18 protein-coding genes and 1 pseudogene are annotated in these 16,061 nt (G+C 64.0%); 10 read left to right on the forward strand and 9 right to left on the reverse strand.

Going from position 1 to position 16,061, the window contains the following annotated elements; all coding sequences use genetic code 11:
• The first annotated feature begins 278 nt into the window (after positions 1-278).
• Positions 279-869 carry a TetR/AcrR family transcriptional regulator gene (locus tag VHAB30_RS03480; RefSeq protein WP_159275829.1) on the forward strand — a complete coding sequence of 197 codons (591 nt, stop codon included), beginning with the start codon at positions 279-281 and terminating at the stop codon, positions 867-869.
• 48 nt (positions 870-917) lie between these two features.
• Entirely contained in the window at positions 918-1,391 is a 474-nt protein-coding gene (locus VHAB30_RS03485; protein WP_159275830.1) for a MarR family winged helix-turn-helix transcriptional regulator, read from the forward strand.
• 138 nt (positions 1,392-1,529) lie between these two features.
• Here the strand turns inward: VHAB30_RS03485 and VHAB30_RS03490 are convergent, their stop codons facing one another.
• From VHAB30_RS03490 to VHAB30_RS03520, 7 genes are all read right to left on the reverse strand, one after another.
• Complete coding sequence (locus tag VHAB30_RS03490) at positions 1,530-2,279, reverse strand: oxidoreductase (RefSeq protein WP_235926421.1); 750 nt, start codon at positions 2,277-2,279, stop codon at positions 1,530-1,532.
• 304 nt (positions 2,280-2,583) lie between these two features.
• On the reverse strand, positions 2,584-3,012 hold the full coding sequence (locus VHAB30_RS03495) for a cupin domain-containing protein (RefSeq protein WP_159275831.1): 429 nt from the start codon (positions 3,010-3,012) through the stop codon (positions 2,584-2,586).
• Positions 3,013-3,099: 87 nt separating this feature from the next.
• Positions 3,100-4,119, reverse strand: coding sequence for a Gfo/Idh/MocA family protein (locus VHAB30_RS03500; RefSeq protein ID WP_159275832.1), 1,020 nt, complete (start codon positions 4,117-4,119; stop codon positions 3,100-3,102).
• 77 nt (positions 4,120-4,196) lie between these two features.
• Entirely contained in the window at positions 4,197-5,054 is an 858-nt protein-coding gene (locus VHAB30_RS03505; protein WP_159275833.1) for a shikimate dehydrogenase family protein, read from the reverse strand.
• Complete coding sequence (locus tag VHAB30_RS03510) at positions 5,051-6,373, reverse strand: ABC transporter substrate-binding protein (protein WP_159275834.1); 1,323 nt, start codon at positions 6,371-6,373, stop codon at positions 5,051-5,053. The genes VHAB30_RS03505 and VHAB30_RS03510 overlap by 4 nt, the downstream gene beginning before the upstream one ends.
• 34 nt (positions 6,374-6,407) lie before the next feature.
• Positions 6,408-7,241 carry a carbohydrate ABC transporter permease gene (locus tag VHAB30_RS03515; RefSeq protein ID WP_159275835.1) on the reverse strand — a complete coding sequence of 278 codons (834 nt, stop codon included), beginning with the start codon at positions 7,239-7,241 and terminating at the stop codon, positions 6,408-6,410.
• A gap of 5 nt (positions 7,242-7,246) precedes the next feature.
• The gene (locus VHAB30_RS03520) at positions 7,247-8,158 is read right to left on the reverse strand and encodes a carbohydrate ABC transporter permease (RefSeq protein WP_159275836.1); all 912 of its coding nucleotides are present in this window, start codon (positions 8,156-8,158) and stop codon (positions 7,247-7,249) included.
• A gap of 147 nt (positions 8,159-8,305) precedes the next feature.
• Here VHAB30_RS03520 and VHAB30_RS03525 point away from each other — a divergent pair, with 147 nt between their 5' ends.
• From VHAB30_RS03525 to VHAB30_RS31100, 7 genes and pseudogenes are all read left to right on the forward strand, one after another.
• Positions 8,306-9,112 (forward strand): IclR family transcriptional regulator, encoded by an 807-nt coding sequence (locus VHAB30_RS03525; RefSeq protein ID WP_159278266.1) that lies wholly within the window; start codon positions 8,306-8,308, stop codon positions 9,110-9,112.
• 188 nt (positions 9,113-9,300) lie between these two features.
• A complete protein-coding gene (locus VHAB30_RS03530; protein WP_159275837.1) occupies positions 9,301-9,978 on the forward strand; it encodes a hypothetical protein in 678 nt (225 codons plus the stop codon).
• A 98-nt stretch (positions 9,979-10,076) separates the two neighbouring features.
• Positions 10,077-11,138 carry an ABC transporter ATP-binding protein gene (locus tag VHAB30_RS03535; RefSeq protein ID WP_159275838.1) on the forward strand — a complete coding sequence of 354 codons (1,062 nt, stop codon included), beginning with the start codon at positions 10,077-10,079 and terminating at the stop codon, positions 11,136-11,138.
• A gap of 229 nt (positions 11,139-11,367) precedes the next feature.
• Positions 11,368-11,508, forward strand: a complete 141-nt coding sequence (locus tag VHAB30_RS03540) for a hypothetical protein (protein ID WP_159275839.1) — start codon at positions 11,368-11,370, stop codon at positions 11,506-11,508.
• Positions 11,505-12,284: a hydratase gene (locus VHAB30_RS03545; RefSeq protein WP_159275840.1), complete on the forward strand. Its 780-nt coding sequence runs from the start codon at positions 11,505-11,507 to the stop codon at positions 12,282-12,284. Before VHAB30_RS03540 ends, VHAB30_RS03545 begins: the two co-directional genes overlap by 4 nt.
• Before the next feature lie 50 nt (positions 12,285-12,334).
• Positions 12,335-13,225 carry a fumarylacetoacetate hydrolase family protein gene (locus VHAB30_RS03550; protein ID WP_159275841.1) on the forward strand — a complete coding sequence of 297 codons (891 nt, stop codon included), beginning with the start codon at positions 12,335-12,337 and terminating at the stop codon, positions 13,223-13,225.
• Positions 13,203-13,520 (forward strand): annotated as a pseudogene (locus VHAB30_RS31100) (hypothetical protein); the annotation flags it as partial. The gene VHAB30_RS03550 and the pseudogene VHAB30_RS31100, both read left to right, overlap by 23 nt.
• Before the next feature lie 6 nt (positions 13,521-13,526).
• Here VHAB30_RS31100 and VHAB30_RS03560 read toward each other — a convergent pair.
• Together VHAB30_RS03560 and VHAB30_RS03565 are read right to left on the reverse strand one after the other, a co-directional pair.
• Positions 13,527-14,183, reverse strand: coding sequence for a flavin reductase family protein (locus VHAB30_RS03560; protein WP_159275842.1), 657 nt, complete (start codon positions 14,181-14,183; stop codon positions 13,527-13,529).
• Between the two features lie 29 nt (positions 14,184-14,212).
• The gene (locus VHAB30_RS03565; RefSeq protein WP_159275843.1) at positions 14,213-15,202 is read right to left on the reverse strand and encodes a tripartite tricarboxylate transporter substrate binding protein; all 990 of its coding nucleotides are present in this window, start codon (positions 15,200-15,202) and stop codon (positions 14,213-14,215) included.
• 482 nt (positions 15,203-15,684) lie between these two features.
• Between VHAB30_RS03565 and VHAB30_RS03570 the strand changes: the two genes are divergently transcribed.
• On the forward strand, positions 15,685-16,056 hold the full coding sequence (locus tag VHAB30_RS03570) for a tautomerase family protein (RefSeq protein WP_093103315.1): 372 nt from the start codon (positions 15,685-15,687) through the stop codon (positions 16,054-16,056).
• The last annotated feature ends 5 nt before the right edge of the window (positions 16,057-16,061 follow it).

Below are 16,061 nucleotides of genomic sequence, written 5' to 3' on the forward strand. Positions count from 1 at the left end.
AGACAGGTTGGCGCAGCGGCTCGCCGCGGTTCAGGCGCAGGGCGGGCGAGAGTTCCTCATGGCCATCGCTTCGTCCGCCTTACTTTAAATAACGATCGTTTGATAAACGGTAGTGCAATATAGTTTTGCGGCGAGGGCAGCGTCAACACGCTGGAGCGGGTTTGCGGCAGGGGGAAACCCTTGATGTGGAGCCCAGGGGGCCGCGATGGAATCACGATCGTTTATCAAACGAGTGGCATGCTATGATGGGCGCCTCCACGATCTGCAGAGGCCAACTCATGCGCTATCCGTCCACTCACAAAGAGGAAACCCGCAAGAAGCTGCTCGCGAATGCCCGCGCCATCGCCAAGAAGGGCGGCTTCGGCACCACCGGCGTCGATGAATTGATGGCGAGCATCGGCCTGACCGGGGGCGCTTTCTATGGACACTTCCCGTCCAAGGAGGCGCTGTTCGCCGAGCTCCTCGAACACGAGATCTCCAATAGCACCGACATGCTGGCCGGAGACCGCGACTCTCCGCCCGACCACGTCGCCAAGCGGTTGCGCAGCTACCTGAGTTCTTACCACGCGCTGCATCCCGAAACCGGATGCGTCCTGCCGGCCCTCGGGCCGGAGATCGCAAGGGCGGGGCCCGAGGTGCGTGCGGCGGTCGAAGACGGATTGAAGCGCCTGCAGAAAAGCTGGAGTTCGCGCATCGGCGACCCGGATGCGGCATGGGCGTTGATTGCCCAGTGCGTCGGCGCACTGGTGCTGTCCCGTGCGGTCGAATCGGAGCGCACCCGCAAGGAAATCCTGGCCTCCAGCCGCCGCTTCATCGACCAGACGCACGCATTGGACGAGACCCCTGCAAAGCCGTCCAAAGCATCCTGACAGCCGACGCCGATGCTGTCTCGGCGAGCCACTCCTGCAAGTGCGCTGATGCAAACGCTCTCTGCACCGCAGGCAAGCGCGGCGGCTGCCGCGAGCCTTCAGCGGTCAGCCTGCACCTACACCAAGGCGCATCAACTCGCTCGCCTGATCAGGCATCACTATGACGCGGAACTTAGCAAGGTCGGTCTCAGAATCACGCAGTACCGGCTGTTGACGGAAGTCCTGGCACGCGGGCCGGTGCGCCCCTGCGATCTGGCCGAGACGATGTCGCTCTCTCCATCAACGCTGACACGCACTCTCAAGCCCCTCATCTTGACAGGTTGGGTGGATCTTGGACCGGGTACTGACGGGCGCACTCGGAGCGTGCGTATCACCGCTGCGGGCCGCGGCAAGTGTGCCGAGGGCATGCCTCACTGGAGCGTGGCCCAAGCCAAGGTGCACCAGTTGATTGGGAGCCGAAATGCCAGCGCATTGCATGCGCTCATTGGGGAGTGCCTGATGCGCATTTCAGCAGTGGAATGAATGACATCAAGCCATGTCCGGGGCTTGCGACATGGGGAAAAGGGGATGTCGAGGGGGCTCGATCTGGCACTGAAGAAGGCTTCGGCCACTAATTGAAAAGCGGCCGATTAGCGCTCTGCGATCAGCGTCGCAGTTGCATCAGACGAGCGCACCCGGTGCGGCGGCGTCGAAGCCCTTCAGGTTCTTGTGATCGCCCGATTGAATCTTCGAAACCCAGTGCGGATCGCCGAGCAATGCACGGCCGACGGCAATCAGGTCGAATTCGTTGCGTTCCATGCGCTCGACCAATCGCTGCACGCTCGCCGCTTTCGATCCCTTGCCGGCAAAGGCGTTCAGGACGTCGCCGTCCAGGCCGACAGAGCCCACGCTGATCGTGGTTGCGCCGGTCAGCTTCTTGGCCCAGCCCGCGCAGTTCAGGCCGTTTTCGCCGTCGAGCTCCGGAAATTCCGGCTCCCAGAAACGCCGCTGCGAGCAATGCAACACGTCCACGCCAGCTTCCACGAGCGGCAGCAGCCAATCCGTCATTTCCTTGGGGGTGGGCGCGAGACGTACGGTCAGGTCCTGCTGCTTCCATTGGCTGACACGCATGATGATCGGAAAGTCGGGACCCACCGCCTTGCGGGTGGCGGCCACGATCTCGCTGGCGAACCGCGAACGCTCCTTGAGTGTGGCGCCGCCATACCGATCGATGCGCCTGTTGGTGCCGGACCAGAAGAACTGGTCGATGAGATAGCCGTGTGCACCATGAATTTCCACGGTATCGAAGCCCAGGCGCTTGGTATCTGCCGCGGCTGCAGCGAACGCCGCCACGGTGTCCGCGATCGCTTCCTCGGTCATGGCTTCACCGCGCGGCTTGTCCGGTGCGTCCAGGCCCGACGGGCTTTCCACCGGCGAATCGGGTTCTCACCCGGTGTAGCGCGCCGAACCGGTATGCCAGAGCTGCGGACCCATGCGGCCGCCGGCTGCGTGCATGGCATCGACCACCCCCTTCCAGCCGGCCAGCGCAGCTTCGCCGTGAAAGACGGGATGTTGGGATCGTTGCGGGAGGCAGGGCGATCGACGACCGTACCTCAGTGCGAAGGTGCGTGTCTTCATCGACCGGGCGGCGACGCTCTTCGAGCGCCACGAAGACTTGCGACGCAGCTGATCTTTCCGAAATCCGGGAGTGGAGGCGAGGATGCGCCGCGGCTGCTCAGGGAGAACATTCGACCGTCACATAGTCCGCGGGCGTGTTGATCTCTATCAGCTCGAGGTCGTCAGACTGGCGAATGACGTTGTGCGCCACTCCGGCGGGCTGACTGAGGCAGGAGCCGGCAACGACGGTCACCGGTTCCGGCATGCCGTCAAACCTGAATTCGACCCAGCCTTTCAGCACGTACACGAAGTGCGCGGTCATGTCGTGCCAATGCCAGCCGGTCTCCTTGCCGAACGGCTGGACAGCGCGGATGTGCTTGGCGCTGATGCGGCCCCTCGAAGCCTCCGCCATTCCGAGATCCCGGTACTCGACATTCGAGCGAGGACCATCCCGATGAAAGCGGCGGTCGTCCAGAGGGGTGAGAACAAACTTGGATTTCGCCTGGTCAAGCGGCAAGGGACCTGGGTATCGCGCAGTCTTGCTCATCGGATTTCCTTTCAGTTGATTGGTCAGCGAGTGCTGTCGAGATGCACGGCGCTGGCGCAGGTGGCGATGGATGGGCGGTTGGTCTGATCACGCAGCAATCGGCGCAAGAGTCTGGAGCGCGCCGCCTTGCCGAGCCGAAGCATAGGCCGCGTCCATGATCTGCATCATTGCCTCGGCGTCACGCAATGACGCGATCGGCTTCGCACCCGTGCGACATTCGGCAAGGACCCGTTTGACGAACAGGGGGTAGTAGGCGTCCGTGTCCAGTTCGAGACGCAGACTCCGGGTGCCAGCGGCAAGATTGGTTCGGTCGCGGAACTCGATCCGGTCGGGGCCCGATTTCGCGTACATGCGATCGGATGCAAGGGTGAACGAGAACTCGCGCTGCTCGTCAGGGGTACTGGGGAAGCTGTAGCCGGTCTCCACGAGACCGATCACGCCATCTTCGGTTTGCATCGTCAGCAACGAATAGTCTTCAACCTCACGTCGGTGCGTCCTGGCGTTCATGGTCGCCGAGACGCGTGTGACTTCCTTGCCGGTCAGCAATCTGAAGAGGTCGATGAAGTGCGTCGCGACATTGATCGTGGATCCGCCGCCGGAAAACGCGGGATCGAGCGCCCAGCCTGCGCCTGCAGCTTCGTAACGTCCGGGTGGCCCTACGATGAACCGGAAGGACATGTAGTTGAAGTCCGACGGGACACGGCCCTCGGCACCGTTGACTGCGTTGAGCAGGTCGCTCATGCGAAAGATGAGCGGTACCGCGCAATAAAGATCGGCTTCCTCGGTCAGTTTTCGCAGCCGGGTCACCTGCGACATGTTGACGCCGCAGGGCTTCTCCAGCGCAAATGGAATTCGCCGCGCAATCACCGCTTCGGCGAGCTTCGGCATTTCGGAATGCCGACCGAACACAAACGCGAAATCGACTTCCTCGCGCTCTAGCAGTTCATAGGGCGACGAGTACAGCCTGCTCCCGAATCGCGCGGCAATTGCTTCTCCCTTGACATGCTCCGCATCCGAAACGGCGACCACCTCGATCCCGGGTGTCTCGAGCGCATCAAGATAGAGTGGGACATGCCAATGGCTGGCTTCCAGCAATGCAACTTTCATGCGTATTCTCCCCTCGTGCAGCCAGCCGCGCGGAATGCTGCGGCGAACCTGGAAAGCCTATTCATGACATCTTCCTTTCATTCAGATGGCCACAACTGCGTGGTTTCGGGCCCGTCCGGTAGTGACTTGCCGTCGGGTCGGTAATCGAATCCAAGAAAACGAAGGGCATGCAGCGCCTGCCCTTCATGCATCGGGCGTCCGCCTTGGGTGCGACACCCGCGTGCATCGGCGGCGCGGCAAAGCGGCGTCGGCTCGGGTGCATTGACGATGTCCACGACGATGCTGCCGGGATCCAGCCGTTCGGGATTCACGGGCATGGGATCGTTCGCGTGCATACCCAGCGGCGTGGCGTTGATGACGATCTCGAATCCGCGTGGATCGGCTGAACCGGAACGCGTGGTGCAACCGGTTGCGGCGGCGACGGAGGTGGCGAGTTCGTCGGCGCGTCGCTCGTCGACATCGAAGATGGACAAGGCACGGGCGCCCGCGGAAGCGACTGCAAATGCGATGGCTCTGCCTGCACCTCCGGCACCGACGAGAAGAACGGACTTGTTCGCCGGGTCATTGCCTTCCCACTGCATGCCAAGCACACAACCGAGGCCATCGAATATGGCACCGACCCAACGTCCATCCGCATCGCAGCGGATGACGTTGACTGCGCCAACCTGACGCGCAGTCGGATGCAGTTCGTCGACAAAGGACAGCATCCGCTGCTTATGGGGCATCGTGACCAGCACGCCGGAAAGGTTCCCCAACGCCCGTGCACCGGTGACGAATGCGGGCAGGTCATTGTCCTTGACCGCGAACGGGACGCAAACCGCGTCTGCGCGCTGTTCGATGAAGAGCCGGTTCAATAGTTCGGGCGACTTGGCTGTCGTCAGCGGATCGCCCACCAACCCATAGAGTCGGGTTGTTCCGGTGACATGCGGGATCATGCTTTGGCCAGCGCTTCGGTGTAGCGGGTGCGCACCTCGAGCACCACGGCTGCGGGCGCCAGGTCACGCAGGATCATGCGCTGGAAGGCTTCGCCGCAGATCTGGTTGAAGGTCGACTGGATCATGGAGTAGTTCACCATGCGGCCGCGTTTTTCCACCAGTGCCTTCCAGCCCAGCTGGTCTTCGGCTTCCGGCGTCTTGAAATAGGCATCCTTGTAGGCGCTGGCGCGCGCCACCACTTCGCCGCCTCGCGCGGCGATCGCCTGAGCTGCCGGGCTGGCCATGAACTTGACGAACTCCCACGCGCCACCCTGGCGTGGCGAATGGCGATTGATGCACATCTGGAAGCCGTACACCGCGTGCTTGTCGTCGGGCTCCACCGAAGGCGCCGGCGCCCAGGCCAGATCGTCGGCCACGGCTGCCTTCAGGCCTCGATAGCGGTACAGCCCGAAGGTGGCGGATGCCACCGTGCCCGCCCGCATCCCATCCTGGAGCTCGTTGTACGCGAACTGAAGGCTCACAGGCGTCGCAGCTTTCTTTTGGAAGAGGTCCTTGACGATGGTGGCGGCCAGCAACAGCCGCTTGTCGCTGAAGCCAATTTCGCGGCCGCTGGGCGCGAAGAAGGGGTCGCTGTTGCCCGCAACGATGGAGCTCACGATGAACTCCATGAACGCCTGCGCGCCGCCGATCCCGCCGCTCAGGCCGATAGGGACGCCGTAGGCCATCTGGTTCTGCTTGGTCAGCAGCGGGCCGAGCGCGCTCACTTCTGCGTACGTGCGCGGCGGCGTCGCAATCTTTGCCTCCTCGAACTTGCTCTTTCGGTAGACGTAGATCGGGATGCGATAGTCCTGCTGCAAGCCCCAGATCTTGCCGTTGACGCGGGTCTGGTCCATGCCGATCAGCCAGTCCGTGGTGTCCACCTTGTCGCGCGCGATCAGCTCGTCGATGGCCAGCACCGAGCCGGTAGACACGAACTCGGGCATCTGAAAGTTGTTCACGCGGATCACGTCGGGGCTGTCCGACTTGGCGCGCGCCGCGCGTACGCCGTTCTGCCCGGCGGGGTCCACCACCACGCGTACCTTCACACGCGGCTGGCTGGCCTCGAAAGCCGCGATCATCTGCGTCTGCGCCGCCGCGCGCGGGTCTTTGGTGTTGGCCGGGTCGAGAAAGGTGTCGTAGGCGATGGTCTCGGTGGTCTGGGCGAAGGCCCGGCCTGCGGGTGCGCCCAGAATGGCAGCCATGCCACCCAGGAAGATGCGCCGGCTCGTACGGGGCGCTGATTTCTGTTCGTTCATGCTTGCTGGTTTCTGCTCGTTCATGTTTGTCTCCTGGTTTAAGTGCACGTGTGGCGAACTAGCCTTTGACAGCGCCGGCGGTCAGGCCGCTGATGAACCATCGCTGCGCGAGCACGAAGATGGCGACGATGGGAAGGGAGGACACCACGGCGTAGGCCATGACGTACGACCAGGTGATGCCGATGCTGTCGAACACCTGGTTGACCAGGGCCACCTGCAGCGTGCGGTGCGCTACCTCAGGCGCGAACGCGGCCACGGTGATGTAGTCATTCCAGGTCGTGACCATGCCGATGACGGCACTGGCGGCGATACCGGGCCGCACCAACGGCAAGATGACTTTTGTGAAGGTTTGCCAGTGATTGGCGCCGTCCACCTGGGTCGCCTCGTCCAGCTCGCGCGGCACCGCGTCCACGAAGTTCTGCATGAACCACACCGTCTGCGGCACAAGGCGCGCGGCCTGCACCACGATGATGACCGCCGCGTTGTTCAAGAGGCCCAGCGCGTCCAGCAGGAAGTACGTCGGCACCAGCAGCGCAACGCCGGGAATCATGGACGTGGACAGGATCAGCATCATCACGGTGCGCTTGCCGCGGAACTCGAAGCGTGAAGCCGCGTAGCCGGCAGGCGCGGACAGCAGTACGGCGAGCACAACCGCGCCGACCGCGTACAGCACCGAGTTGAACAGGTCGGAGCCGAAGGTCTCGTTGCGGAACACCGCCTTGTACGCCGAGAGGCTCGGCTCGCTAGGGAAGAAGGTAGGCGGGTAGGCCATGACATTGGCCTCGCTCTTGAGTGAGGTGAGCACCGCCCAGGACAGCGGGATCAGCACGACCAGTACCTGGGCCGTCAGCACGGCCCAGGACAGCATTTTTTCGGAACGTCGGATATGCATGATGTTCAGCCCGAGACGCGGCCGGTGAGCCGCGTGTAAAGGTAACCAAGGAAGAGGTTGACCCCCAGCACCACGACGGAGATGACCGACGAGGGCGAGAGGTCCACCGAGCGGAAAGCGCTGGAGAACACTTCGAAGCTCCAGGTTGCGGTCGAGCCCAGCGGCCCGCCGCCGGTGAGCACCAGGATCAGCGTGATGAGCGTGAGATAAAGGATGCCCAGCGCCAGCGCGGTGCTGCCCAGCGTGGGCGCGATGTGCGGCCACACCGCGTGGCGCAGGCGCGCGCGCAGGCCACCCCCGTCGATGTCGATCGCCTCATACAGTTCTGCCGGGATGCTTTGCAGCGAGGCGCTCATCATCACCATCACGTAGGGGAAGGACCACCACGCGGTGACCAAGATGACGAGAAGGAGCGCCAGCGAAGGATCGCCCAGCATCAGGCCGGGCTCCATGCCCAGGGACCGCATCAGGTAGCTCATGGGCCCGTACGAGGGATTGAGCAGCCACAGCCAGAAGCAGCCCACCACGCCCATGGACAGCGTCCAGGGCAGCAACAGCAGGGTGCGCACATATGCAGCGCCGCGCGCAATGTTCTGCAGTGCAAGGGCGCTGGCCAGCCCCAGAGGCAGCACCACTGCCAGCGCGCCGAACACGTACAGCAGGGAGTTGAGGCTGAGTTCAAGGAAGGCGGGAGAAGAGATCACCGAGACATAGTTCGCCAGGCCCACGCCTTGCACCACTTCATAGAGGCGCGTGCGGTGAACGCTCAGCCAAAGCACCACGACCGTGGGATAGAGCGTGACGGCGAGCAGCACGGCGACGGCTGGCGCAAACCAGGCGAAACGCGCCCAGAAGCCCGGCGGTCGGGGGTCCGCCTGCATCACAGTCGCGGCTGCCGCGTAGGGAATGGCATTCATAAAGACGACCTCACATAGAACGACGTTCCAATGTAGTGACTTGACTATGCCTCGTCATGCGGGATATCCCTTGATATTGGCTTGGGTCTCAGTGCTACATTGGAACCCTGTTCTAAATAGATGGAGATTTTTGTGGCCACTGGCGACATGATCGAGCGCGTGCTGGACATCCTCACGCTGCTGGCCGACTACCCCCAAGGGCTGCCAATCAGCGAGGTCGCGCGGCGACTGGAACTGCCCAAGAGCGCCGTGCACCGACTGCTGTCCATATTGGTGAGGCGGGGGCTGGCGGTGCAGGATGAGTACAGCCAGCGCTACCGTATGACGGTGAAACTGGCCGCCATCGGCTTTCGCTTTCTCGCGGCCTCCGGCATCACGGAGATTTGCCAGCCCTCCCTTGACCGGCTCGCCGCGCGCACCGGCGAACTGGTTCGCCTGGCGTTGGTGGAAGACGACGCGCTGATCTGGATCGCCAAAGCCCAGGGCGCGCTCTCCGGCCTGCGTTACGACCCCGATATGGGTCAGCCCGTGGTGCTGCACGCCACGTCGACCGGCAAGGCCTGGCTCGCAACCCTGGACGACGCGCAGGCCGTGGCCCTGGTGAAGGCGCGGGGCTTCGTCGTGCCTTCCCGGTTCGGCCGGCCCGTCGTGCGCGACGAGGCCAGCCTGCTTGCCGAACTTGCGCTAACGCGCGAGCGCGGCTATGGCACATCCATCGAGGAAGGGGAGCCAGGCACATGCGCGGTGGGCTGCGCCATCGTGGATCCGCAAAGCCGCCGCGCCATCGGCACCGTCAGCGTGGCCGGCCCCGTGGCGCGACTCCCGCCGGAGCGCATCGCCGCCATCGCGCCCGACGTGCAAGCCACCGCGGCGGAGATCGCCGACCTGTGGCCCAGCCGCAAGGTGATGGAGGCCATGATGGGGATGACGCCGCTGAAAGTCTCCAATGGCTGAAGGCCTTCCCCGTTGGAAGCTCGCCGGAGCCGAGGTGCCATGCGCGTGCGCCGCTCCGGGCGTCGTTCTCGTTCACAGGCGCCTATCGTGCGCGGCCAGCCGAGCGGCTGCGCTGTGTTTCCGAAGGGGCGGCCAAGTCGCGCTCAACCTGCGCGCGGCCGTGCTCACCACATTCAAGGAACAAAACCATGCTGGCAGGTGAAGGTGCAGTGGCTATCTGGAACGACATCGCCGAGGCCGGGCGCGCAGAGTTTTACGCTTGGCATCTGCACGAGCACATGCCCGAGCGCGTGGGCATTCCCGGTTTTGTGCGGGGGCGCCGCTATCGCGCTGCCGATGCAGCGACCCAGCCAGAGTTCTTCACCCTGTATGAAACCTCGAGCTTCCAGGTCATCCAGAGCAGTGACTACCTGTCGCGCTTGAACGAGCCTACGGAGTGGACGCGTGCGACCACCGCGCATTTCCAGACGACCACGCGATCACTCACGCGCGTGGTGGCCAGCCACGGCGTGGGCTCGGGTGGCGCGATGCTGACTGTGCGCTTCGACATTGCGGACGACGCGGTGCGCGACGTGGTGCCGCGTCTCGGTTCGGCTCTGGAAGCCGCTGCGCGGCTGCCGCGCATCAGCGGTGCGCACCTGCTGGGCTCGGATGTCGGCATGTCGGGCCAGCGCACCGCCGAAAGCAAGGATCGCAAGGACCTGCAGGCCCCGGCTCGCTGGGTGCTAGTGCTGGAAGCATGCGACCCCGGCGCCTTTGACGCGGCCCTTGCGCTGTTGCAACAGTCCACCGAACTGCGTGACGCTGCCGTGGGCCGCTATCTGCATGAATACACGCGGCTAAAAACCGCCTGGCAAGCGGGATGAGGGATCACAGCTCCCCCTTCGACCCGCAGGTGCGCGCAGCGGCACGCGGCCGGCTCTGCGCGACAACAGCTTCAATTTTTGAATGAGGAGACACCAAGATGGCAACAGTTGAGATCCAGGACGTAGCCAAGTCCTTCGGCAGCACGCAGATCATCCGCGGCGTGAGCATCGACATCCGCGACGGTGAATTCGTCGTGCTGGTCGGCCCGTCGGGCTGCGGCAAGTCCACGCTGTTGCGCATGGTCGCGGGCCTGGAAGGCATCGACGGCGGCGAGATCCGCATCGGCGGGCGCCGCGTGAACGGCCTGCTGCCCAAGGATCGCGACATCGCCATGGTGTTTCAGAACTATGCGCTGTACCCGCATCTCACGGTGGCGGACAATCTCGCGTTCTCGCTGAAGCTGCGCCATGCGCCGCAGCAGGAGACCGAAGAGCGCGTGGCCCGCGCCGCCAAGATCCTGGGACTGGAGCCGCTGCTCACGCGGCTGCCCAAGCAGCTCTCCGGCGGCCAGCGTCAGCGCGTCGCAATGGGCCGAGCCATCGTGCGCGACCCGCAGGTCTTCCTGTTCGACGAGCCGCTGTCCAATCTGGACGCGAAGCTGCGTGTGGCCATGCGCGCAGAGATTCGGGAGCTGCACCAGCGCCTGAAGGCCACCACCGTCTACGTGACGCACGACCAGATCGAGGCCATGACCATGGCAGACAAGATCGTGGCCATGCACGACGGCATCGTGGAACAGGTAGGCACGCCGCTCGACTTGTTCGACCGGCCGCGAAACGTCTTCGTCGCGGCCTTCATCGGCTCGCCGTCGATGAACCTGCTGCCCGTCAAGGTGAACGGCAAGGGTGTTGTGGACAACGCGGGCAACCACTGGACTGTGCCGGGCGTGCCGGCCACAAGCGGGCAGGCCCTCACGCTGGGCGTGCGGCCCGAGCATCTGCGGCTGGACGCCGAGGGCGTGGAAGCGCGCGTGCTGGTGGTGGAGTCCACCGGCTCGGAGACGCACCTCATCGTCGATGCGGGCGGTACCAAGCTCACCTGCGTGCTGCGCGAACGGGTCGGTGTGCGCCCCGGCGACCAGGTACGCCTGGGTGCGGACAGCGCGCATGTTCATCTTTTCCGCGCGGATTCCGGCGAACGGCTCGAGACGTTGCACTGATCCTGCAAGGACCGGCGTTCAAGGGGCGGCCATCAACGGCATCGCAGCGGCGGTGCACTTGAGGCAATGCGCACCAAGGCAAAGACGGCGACGCGGAGTTTCACGCCCTGCCGTAACAGGCCAACGGCACGCCGGGCTGGCTGGCCCCAGGGATGACAGCCCGGCGGCAAAACTCCGAATGAGGTTTGCCTCAGACCGGAAATATCAGTCGACACAAGGAAACAGGCAAATGAACGGTATCCAGATCGAGCGCGCCGACAGCGTGACCGGCGCTTCTTCGACTTGCGGCGAGATCCACGGGATCTTTTTCAGCCGAGGCGTGCTGCGCCGCCCGGACAAAGCGGCAGCGCACGCGGGGCTGGGCGCATGAACAGCCTCGAGCCGAGCGCCATCGAGGCCGCCGCGCGCTACCTGCACGCACTTCAGACGTCGGGTCGCTCCGGTGCAAGGCTCGAAGCCGGCTTGCGCCCTGCCACGCCGGAAGACGGTTGGCGCATCCAGCGGCGAATCAGCGAACTGCGCGGCAGCCCCGCCATCGGCTGGAAGTGCGGATTGCCCCCGGGCGATCGCTGGGTCGCCGCCGCACTGCATGAAGCCAGGCCATCGGGCGGCATGGCTGCCGCGCCTGCCGGACCGACCGGCGCAGCGCGCATCGAGCCCGAACTGGCATTCGAGCTCAAGCAAAGCCTGCCGCCACGGGCCACCCCCTACACCCCTGCAGATGTCAATGCCGCCATCGGCGGCGTGCGGCTGGCGGTCGAGGTGCTCGGTTGTCGCTATGACGATGCTGCAGGCGCCAGTGGCCCTGAACTGATGGCCGACAGCCTCTGGCACCAAAGCGTGGTGCTGGGACCGACTGCCGCACTGGACTTTGCGCAGGAGCCATTTCCTGGTCCCTTCGAGATTGCACTCTCGGTACAGGGCCAGGACGACATCACATTGGCAGCCAGCCACCCCAACGGCGACCCGCGCTTGCCTCTTTACTGGCTGGCCGAGCTTCTGCGCAGCCAGGGCATGGGTCTGGAGGTCGGGCAGGCCGTCATCACCGGCTCATTGGCGGGGGCGATTGACCTGCCGTTCAAGCGTCCCGCCGTGCTTCGCTACGGCGACTTCGGCGAAGTCGCGCTGACGCTCGAACCGCTGTGACAACGCGGCCTCCAATCTGAATTCACACCTCCAAAGCCAACAGGATTCCCATGCGTCTCGTTCGATTCGGCCCTCGCGGCTCTGAAAAACCCGGCCTCCTTGATGCACAAGGCACCTTGCGCGATTTGTCCTCCGTCGTGAGCGACATTCACGGGCCGACGCTTTCACCCGAGAGCCTTGCGAGGCTGCGCGCCCTCGATGCCTCGAGTTTGCCCGCCGTGCCTGCCGACACACGGCTCGGCCCCTGCGTGGGCCAGGTTCCGAATGTGGTTTGCATCGGCCTCAACTATTCCGACCATGCGGCCGAGACCAACACGCCGATTCCCACGCAGCCGATCGTCTTCAACAAGCACACCAGCGCGCTGGCTGGTCCCAACGATCCGGTCGTCATCGCGCCCGGCTCGGGCAAGCTTGATTGGGAGGTCGAACTCGCTATCGTGATCGGTCGTCCGGCCTGGCATGTCAGCGAAGCAGAAGCGTTGCAATATGTGGCCGGCTACTGCCTCTGCAACGACGTGTCCGAGCGTGCCTGGCAGATCGAAATGGAAGGCCAGTGGACCAAGGGCAAAAGCTACCTTGGCTATGCGCCGATAGGCCCCTGGTTGCTGACGGCTGACGAAGTGCCGGACCCGCAGAACATCGACCTCTGGCTCGACGTGAACGGAACTCGCCGGCAGACCGGCAACACCCGCACGCAGATTTTCGGCGTTGCCACCATCGTGTCCTATCTCAGCCGCTTTATGGCGCTTCGGCCCGGCGACGTGATTCCAACCGGTACACCGCCGGGTGTCGGTCTCGGCCAGAAGCCGCCTGTGTTCCTGAAGGACGGTGATGTCATGACCTTGGGCAGTGACCTGCTCGGCACGCAGCGCCAGCAAACCATCGCCTACAGCGACACTATGGGCGCCGCCTGGCGCGCTGGCCACTTGCCTGCGCTTTAAGGCGATTGCCCACGCGAGTACGCCCGAGGGCGCCATGCGAATGACTGAGTCGGCCGCGATCTGCCTGTACCTAGCCGCGCGGTTCTCGGCGGGCCAGGGGGATGTAGGTTGCGGCGAGCAGGACTTCGGGCCGTACCTCAACCACCTCCATTTCGGCGAGGCGACCTCGACCTTTCCGCAGACGCTCGTGTTGCGGTATGCGCACTTCGAGCCGGCGGAGCGGAAGCAGCCACAGGTGGCTGACGACTATGCCAAGTGGTTCCTCGCGCGCCTGCGAACGCTGGAGCCGCTGCTCGCCTTGCTATCCCTTGCCGTGCGACGACGGGCTGCTGGCGCCGGCGAGCCGCGCGATCTGAAAGACACTGTCTGGCGAGACCTGGACATAGTCATTCAGTCCGCCGGACCGCATGATCGGATAGGCCTCGGCGGTCTGATATACGCCGTCTTTGAGGAGTGCCTTGTCGATGTACACGGCCACCACCTCGCCCAATACGAGCCAGCCACTGACCTTGTCGCCATCGGTGTTCCGGAACTGCACGACGTCGATCACCTTGCATTCCATGGCTGCGCGGCTTTCGCCCACCCGCGGGACGTTGACCATGCGACCCGGCACGGCCGTGAGGCCGGCGAACGGAAACTCGTCCTCGCCGTGCGCAAGCGGTGCTGAGGTCTGGTTCATCTGATCACCCAGCTCGCGGGTGACCAGGTTCCAGGTGAACTCCCGCGTTTCCGATGCGTTTTGAACGCTGTCTTTCCAGGCGATCGAAGAAAACCCGATGATCGGTGGGTCGTAGTTGAACGCGTTGAAGAAACTGTAGGGCGCGAGATTGACCCGCCCCTGCGCGTCGCGCGACGAGATCCAGCCGATGGGCCGCGGGGCCACCAGCGCATTGAGCGGGTTGTGGCTCAACCCGTGGCCCTTGGCGGGCTCGTAGTAGTGAAAGTCTCGAATTGTCATCATTGGGCCTGCTTTTCCGCGCGGCGGCGCTATTGCGCCACCAGATTGAGGGTCTTCGCGATGCTGACGAACTTGTCGTTCTCTGTGCGCAAGAAGGCCGCTGCCTGCTGCGGCGTCATGGAGTCCAGCTTGCGCAAGCCCTGTGCCGCCGCAAGCGCGACGAACTCCGGACTCTCGTTCCACTCGTGGAAGGCCTTGCTCAGGCGCGCGACGACGGCATCGGGTGCGCGCGCGGGCGCGAACAAGCCCGTCCAGATGCCGAATTCGAAGTTCTTGAACCGCGCGTGCTCGCTCAGCGTCGCGAGGTCCGGCAGGAGTGGATGTCGCTTCGTGCTCGCGATGGCGAGGGCCTTGATCCGCCCCGTCTGGATCATTCCCAGGATCGGTCCCGCGAGAGGAACAAATGCGAGGTCGACTTCGCCGCCGCCCACGGCCGTGGCGATGGGTGCGATGCCTTTGTACGGAATCTCCAGCAACTTGACACCGACGCGCCCCTGCAATTCGGCGGCCGCAAGATGAGCGAGCGTGCCCTGGCCCCAGTGTGCAATGGACAACTCCTTCGCGCCCGGCTTTCGCATCTGCTCGAGGAGCGCGCCGAGGTTGTTGAAAGGGCGGTCGGGATGGCTGACGAGGACCATGTCCGCGCTCCCGAATGAACCGATGAGCTTGAAGCTGTCGGACGCGTACTTCGCCGAAGCGAGAGTGAGCGGCGCCACCACCAGATCCGGACCGGCAGTGGCGAGCAGCGTGTATCCGTCGGGCGCGGCGTTCAACACGTTCATCGCTGCGATGGAGCCGTTCGCCCCGGGCATGTTTTCGATCACGAGGGTCTGCCCGAGGGCGCGCTGCAGAACGGGTGTGGATGGCCGCACCGAAGCGTCGACGCCGAACCCAGCCGGGTAAGCGACCTTGACCAGGATGGCTTTGTTCGGATAGGGCTGCGCGGTCGCGGCAGCGCAGCCGCAAAGCGCGACCGCGACAAGAGCGGCATCAAAGAATCTGCGAGTCAGAGTTTTCATGTTTGTCTCCGTGCGCCGGCCAGAAAGCCGGCTAAGTGTTGTGAATAAAAGATTCATGCGTACACATCGGTGATGGCGTCGACAGCTTCGAACCCATCAAGACGTCTCCAATCGCACTGGGGCGCAGCAATGACTTCCGGTGGCGCATCAACCGGGCCGACTGTTGCGCGGGCAAAGGGATAACTGCTGCGGGCACGGAGCGGGGCACTTGGGCATTTGTAGAACGATCGTTTAGTAAACGAAGACTATGTCACCGCCAGCCACCTGTCAACAAGAAGCTCTTCCATGAGATCCGGGGAAACCCTGGGCGTATGCGCGGGTTTGGACGCCGCCGGCGATGTCTTTCACGCACGCGCAAGCCTTACCAGGCGGAGATCCATGAAGTGGCACTTCGAAGCAAGGTTGGCGCTGCGCTGCAATCACCACGGGCGAAGTTCCGAGAGACTGGGGGCCTCAGCAACCCATCTTCACGGAGACACAACATGCCCGTCATTGTTTGCGAATGCAAGGTCGGAATCCAACCCGGCGTCAAGGCCAAGATCGCCACCGAAATCACGAGCGCGATCAGGGAAATCATCCTTTCGCCGCTCGACTTGATCAGCGTCGTATTCCATGAAGCCACGCCCGAGAACACCTACCGTTCGGGAGAGCCCACTTCCGAAACCCTGATCTTCTGCCACATACGTGACGGGCGCAGCGACGGCGCCGTGCTGTCGCTGGCCAAAAAGGTGAGCGCGATCTGGAGCGCATGCACCGGCGCATCCGAGGACGAGGTCGAGGTTCTCGTTGCACTGTATCCCGCCAAATACGTCGTGCGCGGCGGCGAACGCCTGCCCGAAGCCCCTCGCGTCTGAGGGTG

It is taken from the genome of Variovorax boronicumulans (genome assembly GCF_009811375.1).
Taxonomy (GTDB): Bacteria; Pseudomonadota; Gammaproteobacteria; order Burkholderiales; family Burkholderiaceae_C; genus Variovorax; species Variovorax boronicumulans.

Coding starts and splice junctions, on each gene's coding strand:
- VHAB30_RS03480 (WP_159275829.1), top strand. CDS start 279: ATGCGCTATCCGTCCACTCACAAAGAGGAAACCCGCAAGAAGCTGCTC.
- VHAB30_RS03485 (WP_159275830.1), top strand. CDS start 918: ATGCAAACGCTCTCTGCACCGCAGGCAAGCGCGGCGGCTGCCGCGAGC.
- VHAB30_RS03495 (WP_159275831.1), bottom strand. CDS start 3,012: ATGAGCAAGACTGCGCGATACCCAGGTCCCTTGCCGCTTGACCAGGCG.
- VHAB30_RS03500 (WP_159275832.1), bottom strand. CDS start 4,119: ATGAAAGTTGCATTGCTGGAAGCCAGCCATTGGCATGTCCCACTCTAT.
- VHAB30_RS03505 (WP_159275833.1), bottom strand. CDS start 5,054: ATGATCCCGCATGTCACCGGAACAACCCGACTCTATGGGTTGGTGGGC.
- VHAB30_RS03510 (WP_159275834.1), bottom strand. CDS start 6,373: ATGAACGAGCAGAAACCAGCAAGCATGAACGAACAGAAATCAGCGCCC.
- VHAB30_RS03515 (WP_159275835.1), bottom strand. CDS start 7,241: ATGCATATCCGACGTTCCGAAAAAATGCTGTCCTGGGCCGTGCTGACG.
- VHAB30_RS03520 (WP_159275836.1), bottom strand. CDS start 8,158: ATGAATGCCATTCCCTACGCGGCAGCCGCGACTGTGATGCAGGCGGAC.
- VHAB30_RS03525 (WP_159278266.1), top strand. CDS start 8,306: ATGATCGAGCGCGTGCTGGACATCCTCACGCTGCTGGCCGACTACCCC.
- VHAB30_RS03530 (WP_159275837.1), top strand. CDS start 9,301: ATGCTGGCAGGTGAAGGTGCAGTGGCTATCTGGAACGACATCGCCGAG.
- VHAB30_RS03535 (WP_159275838.1), top strand. CDS start 10,077: ATGGCAACAGTTGAGATCCAGGACGTAGCCAAGTCCTTCGGCAGCACG.
- VHAB30_RS03540 (WP_159275839.1), top strand. CDS start 11,368: ATGAACGGTATCCAGATCGAGCGCGCCGACAGCGTGACCGGCGCTTCT.
- VHAB30_RS03545 (WP_159275840.1), top strand. CDS start 11,505: ATGAACAGCCTCGAGCCGAGCGCCATCGAGGCCGCCGCGCGCTACCTG.
- VHAB30_RS03550 (WP_159275841.1), top strand. CDS start 12,335: ATGCGTCTCGTTCGATTCGGCCCTCGCGGCTCTGAAAAACCCGGCCTC.
- VHAB30_RS03560 (WP_159275842.1), bottom strand. CDS start 14,183: ATGACAATTCGAGACTTTCACTACTACGAGCCCGCCAAGGGCCACGGG.
- VHAB30_RS03565 (WP_159275843.1), bottom strand. CDS start 15,202: ATGAAAACTCTGACTCGCAGATTCTTTGATGCCGCTCTTGTCGCGGTC.
- VHAB30_RS03570 (WP_093103315.1), top strand. CDS start 15,685: ATGCCCGTCATTGTTTGCGAATGCAAGGTCGGAATCCAACCCGGCGTC.